Origin of the sequence: Bradyrhizobium sp. CCBAU 45321 (genome assembly GCF_028128975.1) — a bacterium.
Lineage (GTDB): Bacteria > Pseudomonadota > Alphaproteobacteria > Rhizobiales > Xanthobacteraceae > Bradyrhizobium > Bradyrhizobium yuanmingense.
Map to the genome: position 1 here is coordinate 72,362 of NZ_LFKZ01000131.1, position 16,331 is coordinate 88,692.

The window sequence follows — 16,331 nt, forward strand, 5'->3', positions numbered from 1 at the left end:
AGTCGGCCCAGACCTGACGACGGTTCAAGGACCCCGGGGCTCCGATTGTACGATCCGACTATGGCCGATTCCGCTGGAATCTGTTTCCTTTGGACAATTTCGCCGGAAGCGAGGGGCTGCCGTGTTGCACTGGTGTACGGACGAGGTCGACCCGAAGGATCGCTTCGACTATTGGCGCGAGGTGCGCGCCAAGGGGTTGTTCGGCGTCACCGCCGAGCTCGCGCGCGAACGGCGCGCGGACTTCTTCGGCGAATTCTCGCTGCGTAAGCTGGGCGGCGCCGGCCTCGTCGAGCTGAAGGCCTCGCCCTACGCGGTCGAGCGCAGCGCGTCGGACATCGCCTATGCCCCGGGTGAGGCGATCTGCGTCTATCAGCAGCTCGGCAGCGGCGGCTGGTTCGGCGGCATGCGCGCAAGCGACTTTGCCATTGCCAATGGCAGCTTCGCCACCAGCCATACCGACCTGCCGTACCGCACCGCCCCGCTGGGCACCGGGGGCTTCCACCTGCGGATCCTCAAGATCCCCGTGAGCCACATCCCGGTACAGGACAAGCGCATGCGCGAGCTGGCGCCCCGGACCTTCAACGATCTGGCCCTGGCGCCCCTGCTCGCGGCCTGCTTCGCCGATCTCGGCGAAATCGCCGCGGACGATACGGCCTCTGCCGTCCAGACCTCGTTGGTCCAGGCGTTGGCGCACCTGGCGCTGATCGAGCGCGGCATCGTGCGGCCCGGAAGCCGGCGAGGACAGGAGGCACTGCGGACCGCCCGCCTCTCGCAAGCCCGGCGGCTGATCGCGCGCCACCTTCAGGACCCCAATCTTGCGCCGGCCATGGTGGCCGACCTGCTCGGCGTCTCCGTTCGTCACCTGCACATGCTGTTCGAGATGGCGGAGAAGAGCTTTTCCCAGACGGTGACCGACGAGCGCCTGAAACAGAGCCGCCGCCTGCTGCGCGAGGCGCCGGAACGGCTGATCGCCGACATCGCGTCGTCGTGCGGCTTCGAGAGCCTGGCGACCTATTACCGGGTGTTCAACGCCGCTTATGGCATGGCCCCAGGTGATTTCCGGGCAAAAGGCTCGGACGGGCCTTAGCTGCTGTCTTGGCGGTTGCGGCTAGGCGGAGGGGCTCGGGGGAAAACCCCAGCCGCGCCCGTGATTTGGGCAAAAACCTCAGGCTTTTTAGGCTCTTCCCGCGCCCGCTCCATTGACTTTGGCCAATTCCCGCCTATGTTCCGGGTCGACGCGGCTCAGATCGAAGAGCGATTCCTGAGCCTTGCGCTTTGTCCGCGTGAGTCAGCACCCCCAGCTTCTTCGAGAGCGCGCCGTTTCGGGGTGGAACGCGACAGCCTTATTACCCTCGATTCCGAACGGCGGTTTCGACCAGAGGCTCAATGTCCTTTTCAGATCTCGGACTGTCCGAAAAAGTCCTCGCCGCAGTGGCGGCCACCGGTTACACCACCCCCACCCCCATTCAGGAACAGGCGATCCCCCACGTCCTCGCACGCAAGGACGTGCTCGGCATCGCCCAGACCGGCACCGGCAAGACCGCGGCCTTCGTGCTGCCGATGCTCACCATCCTCGAAAAGGGCCGCGCCCGGGCGCGCATGCCGCGCACGCTGATCCTCGAGCCAACCCGCGAGCTCGCGGCCCAGGTGAAGGAAAACTTCGACCGCTACGGCGCCGGCCAGAAGCTCAACGTCGCCCTCCTGATCGGCGGCGTCTCCTTCGGCGACCAGGATGCCAAGCTGATGCGCGGTGTCGACGTGCTGATCGCCACCCCCGGCCGGCTGCTCGACCATACCGAGCGCGGCGGCCTGTTGCTCACCGGCGTCGAACTGCTCGTCATCGACGAAGCCGACCGCATGCTGGACATGGGCTTCATCCCCGACATCGAGCGCATCTGCAAGCTCGTCCCCTTCACGCGGCAGACCCTGTTCTTCACCGCGACCATGCCGCCGGAAATCCGGCGCATCACCGAAGCCTTCCTGCACAATCCGCAGAAGGTCGAGGTCTCCAGGCCCGCCACGACCGCCGTCACCGTGACGCAAGCCCAGGTGCCCGCCGGCCGCGAGGCGCACGAGAAGCGCGAATTGCTCCGCCGTTTGCTACGCGAGGCTAAGGACCTCAAGAACGCGATCATCTTCTGCAATCGCAAGCGCGAGGTCGCGATCGTTCACAAATCGCTGCAGAAGCACGGCTTCAGCGTCGGCGCCCTGCACGGCGACATGGACCAGCCGGCCCGCATGGCCGCGCTCGACCAGTTCCGCAAGGGTGAGCTGCCCCTCCTCGTCGCCTCCGACGTCGCCGCCCGCGGTCTTGACATTCCCGAGGTCAGCCACGTCTTCAATTTCGACGTTCCCCACCACGCCGACGATTACGTCCACCGCATCGGCCGCACCGGCCGCGCCGGCCGAACCGGCACCGCGATCTCGATCGTGACACCGCTCGACCAGAAGTCGATGGCGGCAATCGAGAAGCTGATCGGCCAGAGCATTCCGCGCGCCGAAGGCGACTATGACGTCCACGCCGAAGCGGGCGAACAAGGCGAGCGTCCGCGCGAGCAGCGCGGCCGCGAGCGTTCACGCGGCGGACGCGGCAAGCCGCAGCGCGGCGAGCGGCGCGGTCATGACCGCGAACGCAGCCACGAGCCGCGCGAGGCGCGTGGCGAGGCACGGGCGGCTCCCGAGGCGAGGCCGGCACGCGAGGCACGGCCTCCGCGCGAAGCCAGGCAATCATCCGAGCCGCGCAATGGTGCGCGCCCGCAAGCGAATTCGTCGCATGTGCCCTCGATCGGCCGTCCCGAGCCGCGCCGCCAGCGCGAGATCGACAGCGAGCCGGGCGATCACTCGCATCTGCCGGCGTTTCTTCTGCGGCCGGTGCGCTCCCCCGCCGGCGCCTGAAGCGCGCTGGCGCGCCAGATTTCGGTTGAAAATCCTCGAACTGCAATTTTTTGGATGCCCCGTGAACGTATATTTACGGGGCGTTCACGATCGTCCGTTAGCCTACGAACATAATTTAAGGATTGCTGCGGTCGATGGCGCGTCGGCCGCTGTGGGGATGTTCAGTGATCAAGGTACTCGACGAACACGAACGCACGCTGGCGTTCGCCGAGGTGGCGCTCGGTCAGATCCGATCGCTTCGACAGACGGCCATTCCCCGCAATTACGAGATCTGGTACGTCTACGCCACCGGCTACAACGCACCGCTCAATAAGATCATCAATGAGACGCTGGCGCGCAGCGGCAAGCTGACCGAGGCCGATCTCGAGCAGATCTACGAGACCTATCTCTCCCACATCAAGACTACCGACCGCATCGACAAGGTCGGCGCGCGCGTCGTCGGCGAGATCGACGACGTGGTGAAGGTGTTGGGCGAGGCGCTCGGCATGACCGGGGCCTACGATACCAGTCTGTCGGATGCGACCGAGAAACTGTCGTCGGCCGAGAACCGCGACCAGGTCAAAGCGATCGTCGAGGCGCTGCTGCGCTCCACCAGCGAGATGCGCGAGACCAACAAGGCGCTGGAAGACCGGCTGACGCTGTCGAAGAACGAGATCAGCAATCTTCAGCAGAGCCTGGAGGCGATCCGCGCCGAAAGCCTGACCGATCCGCTCACGGGCCTGGGAAATCGCAAATATTTCGACCGCATGATCGGCATGGCGGTGCAGAGCGCGCTCGCCTCGGGCGAGCCGCTGTCGCTGCTGCTGTTCGACATCGATCACTTCAAGTCGTTCAACGATTCCTACGGCCATCTCACCGGCGACCAGGTGCTGCGGCTCGTCGGCCTTTCGCTGAAGCAGACCATCAAGGGCCAGGACATCACCGCGCGCTACGGCGGCGAGGAATTCGCGGTCGTTCTCCCCAACACCGCGATGCGCCAGGCACTGACGGTGGCCGATCACATTCGCCGCGCCGTGATGGCCAAGGAATTGAAGAAGAAATCGACCGGCGAAATCCTCGGCCGCGTCACCATCTCCGTGGGCGTCTCCATGCTCAGGGAGGGCGACGACACCGACGCGCTGATCGAGCGCGCCGACGCCTGCCTCTACGCCGCCAAGCGCAACGGCCGCAACCGCGTGATCTGCGAAGCCGATCCGGAATTCGCGATCGAGAGCCACAGCCGGGTGGCGTAGCGCCAAATTCATCTACCGCCGTCATTCCGGGGCGCACCTCTTGGTGCGAGCCCGGAATCCATACTCACGACGGTGGTTATGGATTCCGGGCTCGCGGCTATGCCGCGCCCCGGAATGACGGTGACAAGGGAGCGAGAACTTGGCCTCAACAACGGGCGAGCTTCCGCCGTCGCGTTATGAGCTACGGCGACCCGCCTTACGCGCCGTTTTCTTGGCCGCCCGCTTCTTTGCAACGGGCTTCTTCCTCGCCGCCTTCTTCGCCTTCGGTCGTTTCTTCACCTTGGCGCGCTGCGCGGCAGTGAGCGCCGCCCTCGCCCATTGCGCAAGCTCCTGGGAATCGTCGAACAGACGCGCCGGCAGCTCCCAGTAGGAATTCACAACCACGGTCTTGGCGCGGGTCGAATACTGGAACGGCTTTGAGCCTTCGGCTTCGAAGTCGGGAATGGTCGTCTCGTCGGCGCGAAAGAACAGGCCGGCGCGCAGTGACAGCGCGAAATTGACGCCGTCGGCGGAGATGCCGTAGCCGGAGAACATTTTCCGGATGGTGACCGGGCCGAAATCAACGAACAGGTCGATCAGGAATTCGCGGTCCATGCTGACGCTCTCTCGTGCCCCGGACGCAGCGCAGCGTGTAACGGTGCGCTGCAGAGCCGGGGCCCAGCCCTCTGCGACGGAAAGTATAGCGTGGATCCCGGCTCTGCGCAGCAGCGCAAGCGCGCTGCAGCGCGTCCGGGACAAGAGAGCAGAGCGTAGGCCGAAATTACCCGTCGATCTTTGCCGGCCGCAGCTCGACCGATTCGCCGCAACCGCAGGCGGAGACCTGGTTGGGATTGTTGAAGACGAACTGGGCCTGCATCTTGTCGGCCTTGTAGTCCATCTCGGTGCCGAGCAGGAACAGCACGGCCTTGGGATCGACCAGGATCTTGACGCCCTTGTCCTCGACGACCTCGTCGGTCGGGCGGATGTCGTGGGCGTATTCGACCGTGTAGGACTGGCCCGCGCAGCCGCCGTTCTTCACGCCGACGCGCAAGCCCACGATTTCCGAGTCCGCACGCTGGGTCAGCTCGGTGATGCGCTGGGCAGCGGCGTCCGTCAGCCGCATCACCTGCGGGCGCGGCCGCCGCGGCTTCGGAGTGGATGCTGGTGTCGAGCCTGACGAAATCTGGGTCATGTTGTCTATGTGGTCCGTTGCGGAGCGAATTCAATGCGGGCCGAGACCGTCACCACATGTTCAGCACGAGGCGGGCCTCGTCGCTCATGCGTTCCGGCGACCACGGCGGCTCCCAGACGACCTTGACGTCGACCACGCCGACACCGGGCACGCTCGCCACCGCGTTCTCGACCATGGTCGGCAGCTCGCCGGCGGCCGGACAGTTCGGCGTTGTCAGTGTCATCTGCACGTCGACGGAGCGGTCGTCCTTGATCTCGACCTTGTAGATCAGGCCGAGCTCGTAGATGTCGGCGGGGATTTCCGGGTCGAACACGGTCTTGAGCCCGGCGATGATCTCGCGGGTCAGCCGCTCGGTCTCCTCCGGCGGCAACGCCGAATGGGTCTCCATCGGATTGGCTTTGATTTCGGCCGTGTCACTCATGCAAACAAATCCCGCGCCTTCAGCAGCGCCTGTGCCAGATGATCGACTTCTTCCCGCGTATTATACATGCCGAACGAGGCCCGGCATGTCGCCGTCACGTTGAACCGCTCTAAAAGCGGCATGACGCAATGGGTGCCGGCGCGCACCGCGATGCCCTGGCGGTCGATCACGGTGGCGACATCGTGGGCGTGCGCGCCCTTGAGCTCGAAGGAAATCACGGGGCCCTTGCCCCGCGCCGTGCCGATCAGCCGCAGCGAGTTGATCTCGCGCAGGCGCTCCTGGGCGTAGGCGGTGAGGTCGGCCTCGTAGGCGGCGATGCGTTCCTTGCCGATCGAGTTGACGTAGTCGATGGCAGCGCCAAGGCCGACCGCCTCGACGATGGGCGGGGTGCCGGCTTCGAACTTGTGCGGCGGATCGCCATAGGTGACCCAGTCCTTCGCAACCTCGCGGATCATCTCGCCGCCGCCGTTGAAGGGCCGCATCGCGACGAGGTGCTCATGCTTGGCATAGAGCGCGCCGATGCCGGTCGGGCCGTAGATCTTGTGGCCGGTGAACGCGTAGAAATCGCAGTCGAGATCCTGCACGTCGACGGGCAGATGCACCGCGCCTTGCGCACCGTCGACCAGTACCGGAATGCCGCGATCATGGGCCAGCCGCACCACCTCCTTGATCGGAACGAACGTTCCGAGCGCGTTCGACATCTGGGTGATGGCGACAAGCTTGGTCTTCGGCGTGAGCAGCTTCTCGAACTCGTCGATCAGGAAATTGCCCTCATCATCAACGGGCGCCCACTTAATCACTGCGCCATGGCGTTCCCTGAGGAAATGCCAGGGCACGATGTTGGAATGGTGCTCCATAATCGAGAGGACGATCTCGTCGCCTTGCTTGATGTTCGGCTCGCCCCAGGACGACGCCACGAGGTTGATCGCCTCGGTGACGTTGCGGGTGAAGATGATTTCCTCTGTCCGACGGGCGTTGACGAACTGCGCAACTTTTGCCCGCGCGCCCTCATAGGCCTCCGTCGCCGCATTGGCGAGGTAGTGCAGGCCGCGATGCACGTTGGCGTATTCGGACGTATAGGCCTGCGTCATCCGGTCGAGCACAGCGCTCGGCTTTTGCGCCGAGGCGGCGTTGTCGAGATAGACGAGCGGCTTGCCGTAGACCTGCATGGCGAGCGCCGGAAAATCCTGGCGCACGCGCGCAACGTCATAGGCGCCGTTCTTGACCGCCGGATGCGTGCTCATGACCGCCGCTCCAGCCAGCGCTCGGCGATGCCGATCACGTGCTCGCGCAAAGTATCATCGGCGATCTGCTCGATCGCCTCGCCGACAAAGGCCTGGATCAGCAGCGCCTGGGCCTGCTTCTCCGGCAGGCCACGGGCCTTCAGGTAGAACAGCAGGCTGTCGTCGAGCGCGCCGGCGGTGGCGCCGTGGCCGCAGGAGACGTCGTCGGCAAAAATCTCGAGCTCGGGCTTGTTGTCGGCCTCGGCCTCGTCCGAGAGCAGCAGCGCGCGCGTCATCATCTTGCCGTCGGTCTTCTGCGCGTCGGGACGGACAATGATGCGGCCCTGGAACACCGAATGGGCGCGGTCGTCGATCACCGCGCGGAAGATCTCGCGGCTGACGCAGTTCGGCACGGCATGGTCGACCACCAGTGTGGTGTCGCCATGCTCGGTCTTCTTCAGGAGGTTGACGCCGTTGACCGAGAGCTCGCTGCCCTCGCCCGCCAGCGTAATGAAGCCCTGCAGGCGGCTGACCGCAGCGCCGCTGGTCATGTTGAAGACGTTCAGCTTGGTGTTGGCGCCGACGGTGACGAACTGCGAGGTGATGTTCACCGCATCGGCCGCATCGTCCATCAGGCGGATATGCGCGACGTCGGCGTCGTCGCCGACCGAGACGATGACGGCGTCGTTGACCTGGTAGGCCGCAGCGCCGGCGGCGACGAAGCTCTCGATGATGGTGGCGCGGGCGCCCTTCCCGATCGCCACCTGCGAGCGGGTGAAAGCCGAGGCCGATGCGGCGGTCGCAACATGGATGATCTGGACCGGCGCAGAGAGCTGCGTTCCATCCGCGATCGACAGCACCACGCCGTCGGTCGCCAGCGCCGCGTTGACCGCGATCACGGCATCGGTGGACGCGGTCTTGAGGAGACCGGCATCCTTATCCAGCGTCTCGCGCAGAGTCTTGAAGCTGACCTCGGACGCAAGCGCCTTCACGTCTGAAAGCTCGGCCGCGAACACGCCATCGACCAGCACCAGCTTGTAGGCGCCCGCGATTGCATGCGCCTTGACCGCGTCCGCAGCGCGCTTCAGCGCGGTCGCATCGGGCACGGCGGCCAGCGGCAGCACCTCGCCGACCAGCGCGCGCAGGTCGGTGTATTTCCATTCCTCGATCCGGCGGTGCGGCAGACCGAGACGCTCATAGGTCTCGAATGCCTCGCGGCGCACTGCTGCCACATCAGGCGAACCCGGCAGGCGGCCTTCGGCGCTGGCGAAGAGATCGCTCACCGCGCGGCCGCTCCCGGTCTTTGCCACAGCAACGTTCATCTTAAGAATTCCTTACGCGGCATCCTCGAACTGGGCATAACCGGAGGCTTCCAGCTCCAGCGCCAGTTCCTTGCCGCCGCTCTTCACGACGCGGCCCCTGGACATCACGTGCACGACGTCGGGCACGATGTAGTTGAGCAGCCGCTGATAATGGGTGATGACGACCATCGCGCGCCCCGGCGAGCGCAGTGCGTTGACGCCGTCGGCCGCGATGCGCAGCGCGTCGATGTCGAGGCCGGAATCCATCTCGTCGAGGATGCACAGGCTCGGCTCGAACAGCGCCATCTGCAGCACCTCGTTGCGCTTCTTCTCGCCACCGGAGAAGCCGACATTGACGCCGCGCTTGAGCATGTCCTGCGGGATGTTCAACGACTTCGAGACCTCGCGGACCTTCTTCAGGAAGTCCGGCACCATCAGCTCGCTCTCGCCGCGCGCCTTGCGCTGCGCGTTCAGCGCCGTCCGCAGGAAATTCATGGTGGTGACGCCGGGAATCTCGACCGGATACTGGAACGCCAAGAACACGCCCTTGGCGGCGCGCTCGTCGGGATCCATCTCCAGCAGGTCCTCGCCCCTGAACAGGATCTGGCCGTCGGTGACCTCGTAGCCGGGCTTGCCGGCGATGACGTGCGAGAGCGTCGACTTGCCGGAGCCGTTCGGCCCCATGATCGCGTGCACCTCGCCCTCGTTCACGGTCAACGTCAGCCCGTGGAGGATCTCACGCTCCTCGACACGAACCTTGAGGTCTTTCACTTCAAGCAAAGCCATAATGTTTTTTCCATCTATCCCCTCATCCTGAGGAGCGCCGCAGGCGCTTCTCGAAGGATTGAGGCCACCAATCTTTCCGGTATCCATCCTTCGAGACGGCCGCGTGCGCGGCCTCCTCAGGATGAGGTCCGAGCTAGCCGACCGATCCTTCGAGCGAGATCGAGATCAGCTTCTGCGCTTCCACCGCGAATTCCATCGGCAGCTGCTGCAGCACGTCCTTGACGAAGCCGTTGACGACGAGGCCGACCGCTTCTTCCTGGCTGAGCCCGCGCTGGATGCAGTAGAACAGCACGTCCTCGGAGATCTTCGAGGTCGTCGCCTCGTGCTCGAACGTCGCCGACGAGTTCTTCGCCTCGATGTACGGCACGGTGTGCGCACCGCATTTGTCGCCGATGAGCAGCGAGTCGCAGGCGGTGAAGTTGCGCGCGCCAGTCGCCTTGCGGTGCGCGGTGACGAGACCGCGATAGGTGTTCTGCGACTTGCCGGCGGCGATGCCCTTGGAGATGATGCGGCTCGACGTGTTCTTGCCGAGATGGATCATCTTGGTGCCCGAATCGACCTGCTGGTAACCGTTCGAGATCGCGATCGAGTAGAACTCGCCGCGGGAATTGTCACCGCGCAGGATGCAGCTCGGATATTTCCAGGTGATCGCGGAGCCGGTCTCGACCTGGGTCCAGGAGATCTTGGAATTGGCGCCGCGGCAGTCGCCACGCTTGGTGACGAAATTGTAGATGCCGCCCTTGCCTTCGGAATTGCCGGGATACCAGTTCTGCACCGTCGAGTATTTGATCTCGGCGTCGTCGAGGGCGACGAGCTCAACCACGGCTGCATGCAGCTGGTTCTCGTCGCGCTGCGGCGCGGTGCAGCCTTCGAGATAGGAGACGTAGGAGCCCTTGTCGGCGATGATCAGCGTGCGCTCGAACTGGCCGGTATTGCGCTCGTTGATGCGGAAATAGGTCGACAGTTCCATCGGGCAGCGCACGCCGGGCGGCACGTAAACGAACGAGCCGTCGGAGAACACCGCCGAATTCAGCGTCGCATAGAAATTGTCCGAGGTCGGAACCACCGATCCCAGATATTTCTGCACCAACTCAGGATGCTCGCGGATCGCTTCCGAGATCGGCATGAAGATCACGCCGGCCTTCTTCAGCTCAGCCTTGAACGTGGTCGCAACCGAGACCGAATCGAACACTGCATCGACCGCGATCTTGCGGCGGGCCGGATCTTCCTCGCCGGGCTTAGGTTCGACACCTTCGAGCATGGCGACTTCCCGCAAGGGGATGCCGAGCTTCTCGTAGGTCTTCAGGATCTCCGGATCGATCTCGTCGAGCGAGGAGACGGTCTTCTTCGGCTTGGGCGCCGCGTAATAATAGAGGTCCTGGAAGTCGATTTTGGGATAATCGACGCGGGCCCAGGTCGGCTCCTGCATGGTCAGCCAGCGCCGATAGGCTTCCAGCCGCCACTGCAGCATCCAGGCGGGCTCGTTCTTCTTCTCGGAGATGAACTTGACGGTCTCTTCCGACAAACCCTTGGGGGCCTTGTCGGACTCGATCAGGGTCTCAAACCCATAACGATACTGGTCGACGTCGATGCGCTTCACGCGCTCGACCGTCTCTTGTACGGCTGGCATTCCATCCTCCGCTCGCGGTTTCAAGGACCGCGGTGGATCAAAGTCGGACGAGTATTACGATATTTCTCTGCGGAAAGCACGGGCTTAGAACCGTTCAAGCCGTGTTTCATCGCTCAACCCTTAAGTAGGGTATTACCAAGCTTTCGCCAAGCCTCTAACGCCCTATTGATGTCATCCGGTTCCGTGGACCAGCCCAGACTGAGACGCACCGCTCCCTGGGCCACCGCGGGATCATAGCCCATCGCCGATAGGACGTGAGACGGCTGGACCTTTCCGGAGGAGCAGGCGGAGCCGGAAGAGACCGCGATGCCCTCCAGATCGAAGCCGATCACGGCGGTTTCGGCCTTCAAACCCGGCGCCGTGAAAAGCACGGTATTTGGCAACCGCGCCACGTCTTTTGCAAAGACTGTCGTCCCGGGAATGTCACGAAGGCCATTTTCCAAGCGATCTCTGAGACTTGCCATACGCTTCACATCCTCCGGCAGAGCCTGAAGCGCAGCCTTCACCGCCGCGCCAAAGCCGGCGATCCCGGCAATGTTCTCGGTTCCAGCCCGGCGGCTCTGCTCTTGCCCCCCGCCCCGCAGCACCGGCTCCAGCCCGCCTATCCCCTCAGTCATCGCCAGGGCGCCGACCCCCTTGGGCCCGCCGATCTTGTGCGCAGAAAAGGTCGCAAGGTCTGCGCCTACCGAATTGATATCGAACGGGATTTTGCCCATCGCCTGGATCGCATCGACATGCAGCAGGCCGCCGGCCTCGTGGGCGATGGTTGCAGCCTCCGTGACGGGCTGAAGGGCGCCGGTCTCGTTGTTGGCGGCCATGATCGAGACCAAGGCCGGCGGGCCGCCCTTCAGCAGCGCCTTCAGATGATCGAGGTCGACCACGCCAGAGCGCGTGACTTGGATCAGCTCGATCTTGTCCGCCGGGAACCGGCCGCCTGATAGCACCGAGGCGTGCTCGACCGCCGAGACCAGTAGCCGCTCGACGGGTCCGCCGGACGGGCCCCGCAAACCCGGCGAGAGCGCTAGCGCATTGGCCTCGGTTCCAGCGGAGGTGAAGACGACATTGCGCGGCTGCACCCCGACCGTGGCCGCAAGCGTCGCGCGGGCTTCTTCGACCAACCGACGCGCCTCCCGCCCCTCGGCATGGACCGAGGATGGATTGCCGACCAGGTCGAAGGCCGCGACCATCGCCGCCCGCGCCTCGGGGCGCAGCGGCGTGGTCGCATTCCAGTCGAGATAGACACGGTTCGGCATCTCGCCCTCTTAGCACCTTTTGTCGTCCGGCCAATCGGACGGCGTGCACTCGTCAGGCCGGTTGATGCTGCTCCATCCTTGCAACGCTTCGCGGCACCGCCCGCAATCCGAACAGCGGCCGCAGCCAGGCAACGCGCCGGACGATCTCATAGGTCGCCACACATGTGAGCGCGGTCCCGGCGATGACAATGGACGCTTCGATCCCGGCCGACAGACCGCTGCCATGCAATTGATGCGCGATCACGATGATCCCGGTCTGATGCACGATGTAGTACGGGAAGATCGCATCGGTCAGGTAGCGCCGCGCCGGGCTGTCGGCTGTGAAGGTGCGCCGCGCAAAGCCCAGCACGACGGCGATCGCGAGCCATTGATAACAGCCATAGGCCGAGGCGGCGAACCACTTCAGCATGGGCGACGGCGCAAACAGGCCGGCGCGTACCAGGATGAAGCCAGCGAAGCAGGCGCCCGCCGCCAGCAGGGCCGCCCAGCGCAGGCGTTCGAGTTCGCGCCAGATCCCCTCCTGCTTGGCCAGCAGGAAACCGATCAGGAAGGCCGTGGCGTGGTCCGCGTGGTTGTACCAGTCGCCAAACAGCGCGTGTGTCGACGGGAAAGCCGGGAACAGCACCAGGCGCCAGGCCGCATACAGCAGGCAGGGCGCGATCAGGAGCCATGGGCCGGTGAGCGCACGAGCCAACTTTCGGCCAAGCCAGTCAGCGCCGGCCGGCCATAACGCGAGCACGCCGATCAACGCCATGGTGTAGACCCACAGATAGACCACGAACCAGAGGTGGTTCCAGGTCGGCAACACGATGCACGGCTTCGGACAAAACTGCGCGCCGAAGGCAAAGTAGTGCCTGGCGTAGAAATCGAAGAAGCCCGCGGGGTAGCCGAGGCTTTCGACGATCTGGAGATAGGCCTGCGGCGGCACGATCACGAGCATGCCGAAGATCAGCGGGATCAGGAGCCGCGTCGATCGCGCGCCAGCAAGCGAGGCGAGGCTGGACTTGCCGAGCATGAAGCGGGTGGCAACCCCTGACACCAGGAACAGCAGCGACAGCCGCCATGGGTTGAGGAAGAGCATCACCGGTTCCAGCCACGTCAGCCGGTGCGCGCTCTTGATGTGAAATCCCCAGGACACGTAGAGCATGCCGACGTGGTAGAAGATGAGCAGCGCGAAGGCTAAAATCCGCACCCAATCCAGGTCGATACGCCTTTCAGAGCTTTGGGATTGCTGTGGTGTTGTCATGGTCTTCTGCTCCTTGACGGGACGACAAACGCGGTTTTGGGACCAGGGCTGACATCGGAAATGGCTGACACCGAAAATGCTCCGCCTGCGGCGCGCGTCGAGCCGGTTTGGGATCAGAATCGGACACGAGGGGATGAGCCGCCAGCGGCTGGGACGAGTCGCGGGTCTTTCGGGATCAGCGGCGGCGATCGGATGATGTTCGCAGCGATCGCGGCCGTCGCGCTCGTGATCGGAGTAGTCAATGCGTTTTCGTTCGCCCAGGACGCGGCCTGGCGCGGCGACAGCTACGACATCGGCCGGCGGCTTTTCTGGGAGATGTCGAGCATCGCCGTCATCCTGCTGTTGCTGCCGATCCTGGTCTTGGCGGTCCGCCGCATGCGCCGGACAGCCGGCCTCGCCGCCCAGGCGGCCATCGGGGCGATCGCCCTGCTCGGCTTCTCCACCCTCCACATCACCGGGATGGTCTGGGTGCGGAAGCTCGCGCTCTGGCTCGCCGGCGGCGCCTACGATTTCCGTTTCTCGCTCGCGACGGTCCTGTACGAATTCCGCAAAGACGCCGTGGCCTTTGCCCTGATCGCCGCCACGATCTGGCTGCTCGAAAGCCGGCGTGAGCTGAAGAGCGCGGCAGTCGCACCGTCGGCGCCGCCCACCCCGCCGCAGCCATCGTCCCCCGATCTGATCTGGCTGCGCGACGGCACCAGCCGCATTCGCGTGGTGCCGCGCGATATCCTCTGGGTCGCGTCAGCCGGCAATTACATCGAATACAGCCTCGCCGACGGCACCCAGCACCTCATACGGGGCACGCTGGCGGCGGCGGAAAGCGAACTGGCGCGCTTTTCCATCGTTCGTGTCCACCGGACCAAGCTCGCCAATCTCGACCGGGTGCGCGGCGTGGACCTCAAGCCATCAGGGGATTTCGAGCTCGCCTTCGACAACGGCCAGACGCTCGGCGGCAGCCGGCGCTACCGGCCGGCGGTCGCCTCGCTCGGAAGCCGAACCGCGCCAGCGGGAATCACCCCAGGCGCCCCCTAAACAATCGTGATTTCAATGAGTTGGATAGCGCCCTTCGGCAGGACGGCCGGCTGTTGCCGCGCTTCGGTCGATTCAGGCGGGTCCGGGTCGCGGGAGGCAAGCCCGAGATGACATTGCAATGACCGGCTAAGCTCTTGAGCTGATTGAGAGATGTCGAAGAAGCTTGCTTTTTGACCCTGGCCTTGTGTTAGAAGCGCGCGTCAGTTCACCTGCGCGCCACTCGCATCATCCGAGGGCGCGCCTCTCCACCCTTCATCCGTGCTCTCGTCGGCGGCAACGCTGCGAGAGCCACAATCGGACGATTGCGCAGGGATCACCTCCAAGGGACTTAGATCAGAGATCATCGATGCCTGAAGTCATTTTCACCGGCCCTGCCGGCCGCCTCGAGGGCCGCTATCACCCGGCCAAGCAGAAGAACGCGCCGATTGCGATGATCCTGCATCCGCATCCGCAGTTCCACGGCACGATGAACCATCAGATCGTGTACCAGTGCTACTACGCCTTCGCCCATCGCGGCTTCTCGGTGCTGCGCTTCAACTTCCGCGGCGTCGGCCGCAGCCAGGGCTCGTTCGACCACGGCACCGGCGAATTGTCCGATGCGGCCGCCGCGCTCGATTGGGCGCAGACCATCAATCCCGAGGCGCGCGCCTGCTGGGTTGCCGGCTTCTCCTTCGGCGCCTGGATCGGCATGCAGCTCTTGATGCGCCGCCCCGAGGTCGAGGGCTTCATCTCGATCGCGCCGCCGGCCAACCTCTACGACTTCTCGTTCCTCGCGCCCTGCCCGTCCTCAGGCCTGATCGTTCATGGCGAGAAGGATGCAGTGGTGCCGCCCAAGGACGTCAACACGCTGGTGGAGAAGCTGAAGACCCAGAAAGGCATCGTGATCGATCAGCAGATCATCCCCGGCGCCAACCACTTCTTCGATTCCAAGCTCGAGCCGCTGATGGAAACCATCACGGCCTATCTCGACATGCGCCTCGCCAACGTGCGGTGAAGGCTGCGGCTCAAGCCAGCTTGAGCGCGACGATCCCCATCAAGACGAGCGCGATGCCGGCAAGCTTCATCGCGCTTAAGGTCTCGCCGAACAGCACCACGCCCATCAGGAAAGTGCCGGCCGCGCCAATGCCGGTCCACACCGAATAGGCGACGCCGACCTCGAGCACCTTCAAGGCGCGCCCGAGCAGGAATACGAACGCAGCGAGCAGCACGAGCGAGGCGATGCTCCAGCCGACGCGCGTGTAGCCTTCGGCATATTTCATGGTGATCGCCCAGCCGACGTCGAGCAGGCCCGCGATCACCAGCATGAGCCAGGCAAGCGATTGCGACATCGGATGGCTCACGCCGCAAGCTTGAGCAGATGCGCGTCGTGGCGAACGAGGAAGGCGCGCAACAATTGCGGATAGTCTTCGCCGACAGCAGTGCGGACACTTGGACGTTTCGCCAGTTCTGCGCGCCATGCACGGACCTTCGGAGCATCCGTGAAGATGCCGTGCTCGGTCAGTTCGTCGAACAGATCGAAGTAACGGAAGACAGGTGCGAACACCGCATCGACCAGACTGAACGCTTCGCCGGCGAAGTACGGGCCCGCGCCGAGCGCTGCCTCGACCCGCGCGAATTTTGCCGCGAGTGCCTGGCGTTTGCTCTCGAAGATCGCCGGATCGGTCGTGGTTTCCAAGCCCCAGAGGTCGCCGAGGATCGCCGAGCCGAACTCCATCCAGGCGCGGTGCTCGGCCCGCTTCAGCGCGTCGACCGGATGCAGCTTCGCGCCGCCTTGGGTTTCCTCGATGTATTCGCAAATCACGTTGCTCTCGAACAGCGCAACCTCACCCTGCTCCGTCGTCACCACCAGCACCGGCACCTTGCCGAGCGGCGAGAGCTTCAAGAACCAGTCGGGCTTGTTGCCGAGATCGATGTCGATCCGCTCGAACGGCACACCCTTCTCCTTCAGCGCGATCACAGCGCGCTGCACGTAGGGACAAAGCTTGTGGCTGATCAGTTTCAGTGAAGCGGGCGCATTAAGCGGCGATGTCATGGCAACGATCCCGGCGGTTAGATGCAATTGCATCCAATATAGATGCATCTGCATCCACTCGTCAAGATCCATGCATTCGCATCAACCGAGCGTGATCCTCAGGCAGTCA

General features: G+C 64.4%; 16 protein-coding genes. 5 read left to right on the forward strand and 11 right to left on the reverse strand.

Annotated elements, in window-relative coordinates; translation table 11 throughout:
* Positions 1-121: 121 nt before the first annotated feature.
* The 3 genes from ACM43_RS35820 to ACM43_RS35830 all read left to right on the forward strand — a co-directional run bounded on the left by ACM43_RS35820 (position 122) and on the right by ACM43_RS35830 (position 4,127).
* Positions 122-1,087 (forward strand): helix-turn-helix domain-containing protein, encoded by a 966-nt coding sequence (locus ACM43_RS35820; protein ID WP_271546670.1) that lies wholly within the window; start codon positions 122-124, stop codon positions 1,085-1,087.
* A gap of 299 nt (positions 1,088-1,386) precedes the next feature.
* Positions 1,387-2,895, forward strand: coding sequence for a DEAD/DEAH box helicase (locus ACM43_RS35825; RefSeq protein ID WP_036022928.1), 1,509 nt, complete (start codon positions 1,387-1,389; stop codon positions 2,893-2,895).
* Positions 2,896-3,059: 164 nt separating this feature from the next.
* The gene (locus ACM43_RS35830) at positions 3,060-4,127 is read left to right on the forward strand and encodes a GGDEF domain-containing protein (protein WP_271546673.1); all 1,068 of its coding nucleotides are present in this window, start codon (positions 3,060-3,062) and stop codon (positions 4,125-4,127) included.
* Positions 4,128-4,301: 174 nt separating this feature from the next.
* Here the strand turns inward: ACM43_RS35830 and ACM43_RS35835 are convergent, their stop codons facing one another.
* The 9 genes from ACM43_RS35835 to ACM43_RS35875 form a co-directional block, all read right to left on the reverse strand.
* Entirely contained in the window at positions 4,302-4,721 is a 420-nt protein-coding gene (locus ACM43_RS35835) for a TfoX/Sxy family protein (protein ID WP_271546675.1), read from the reverse strand.
* Positions 4,722-4,887: 166 nt separating this feature from the next.
* A complete protein-coding gene (locus ACM43_RS35840) occupies positions 4,888-5,298 on the reverse strand; it encodes a HesB/IscA family protein (RefSeq protein ID WP_074447904.1) in 411 nt (136 codons plus the stop codon).
* A gap of 49 nt (positions 5,299-5,347) precedes the next feature.
* Positions 5,348-5,719 (reverse strand): SUF system Fe-S cluster assembly protein, encoded by a 372-nt coding sequence (locus tag ACM43_RS35845; RefSeq protein WP_018641712.1) that lies wholly within the window; start codon positions 5,717-5,719, stop codon positions 5,348-5,350.
* Complete coding sequence (locus tag ACM43_RS35850; protein ID WP_157285888.1) at positions 5,716-6,963, reverse strand: cysteine desulfurase; 1,248 nt, start codon at positions 6,961-6,963, stop codon at positions 5,716-5,718. Before ACM43_RS35850 ends, ACM43_RS35845 begins: the two co-directional genes overlap by 4 nt.
* Positions 6,960-8,264 carry a Fe-S cluster assembly protein SufD gene (gene sufD, locus ACM43_RS35855; protein ID WP_271546680.1) on the reverse strand — a complete coding sequence of 435 codons (1,305 nt, stop codon included), beginning with the start codon at positions 8,262-8,264 and terminating at the stop codon, positions 6,960-6,962. The genes ACM43_RS35850 and sufD overlap by 4 nt, the downstream gene beginning before the upstream one ends.
* Positions 8,265-8,276: 12 nt before the next feature.
* Positions 8,277-9,029: a Fe-S cluster assembly ATPase SufC gene (gene sufC, locus ACM43_RS35860; protein WP_035999976.1), complete on the reverse strand. Its 753-nt coding sequence runs from the start codon at positions 9,027-9,029 to the stop codon at positions 8,277-8,279.
* A 133-nt stretch (positions 9,030-9,162) separates the two neighbouring features.
* Positions 9,163-10,659 carry a Fe-S cluster assembly protein SufB gene (gene sufB / locus ACM43_RS35865; protein ID WP_271546682.1) on the reverse strand — a complete coding sequence of 499 codons (1,497 nt, stop codon included), beginning with the start codon at positions 10,657-10,659 and terminating at the stop codon, positions 9,163-9,165.
* A 113-nt stretch (positions 10,660-10,772) separates the two neighbouring features.
* Positions 10,773-11,912, reverse strand: a complete 1,140-nt coding sequence (locus ACM43_RS35870) for a cysteine desulfurase family protein (protein ID WP_271546684.1) — start codon at positions 11,910-11,912, stop codon at positions 10,773-10,775.
* A 52-nt stretch (positions 11,913-11,964) separates the two neighbouring features.
* Positions 11,965-13,158, reverse strand: coding sequence for an acyltransferase family protein (locus tag ACM43_RS35875; protein ID WP_271546686.1), 1,194 nt, complete (start codon positions 13,156-13,158; stop codon positions 11,965-11,967).
* A gap of 195 nt (positions 13,159-13,353) precedes the next feature.
* Here ACM43_RS35875 and ACM43_RS35880 point away from each other — a divergent pair, with 195 nt between their 5' ends.
* The gene (locus ACM43_RS35880; RefSeq protein WP_271546688.1) at positions 13,354-14,190 is read left to right on the forward strand and encodes a LytTR family DNA-binding domain-containing protein; all 837 of its coding nucleotides are present in this window, start codon (positions 13,354-13,356) and stop codon (positions 14,188-14,190) included.
* Between the two features lie 346 nt (positions 14,191-14,536).
* On the forward strand, positions 14,537-15,184 hold the full coding sequence (locus ACM43_RS35885) for an alpha/beta hydrolase (protein WP_025036034.1): 648 nt from the start codon (positions 14,537-14,539) through the stop codon (positions 15,182-15,184).
* Between the two features lie 10 nt (positions 15,185-15,194).
* Here ACM43_RS35885 and ACM43_RS35890 read toward each other — a convergent pair whose 3' ends face one another.
* Together ACM43_RS35890 and ACM43_RS35895 are read right to left on the reverse strand one after the other, a co-directional pair.
* On the reverse strand, positions 15,195-15,518 hold the full coding sequence (locus ACM43_RS35890; protein ID WP_271546690.1) for a DMT family transporter: 324 nt from the start codon (positions 15,516-15,518) through the stop codon (positions 15,195-15,197).
* An 8-nt stretch (positions 15,519-15,526) separates the two neighbouring features.
* Positions 15,527-16,222 carry a glutathione S-transferase family protein gene (locus ACM43_RS35895; RefSeq protein WP_271546692.1) on the reverse strand — a complete coding sequence of 232 codons (696 nt, stop codon included), beginning with the start codon at positions 16,220-16,222 and terminating at the stop codon, positions 15,527-15,529.
* Between the last annotated feature and the right edge of the window lie 109 nt (positions 16,223-16,331).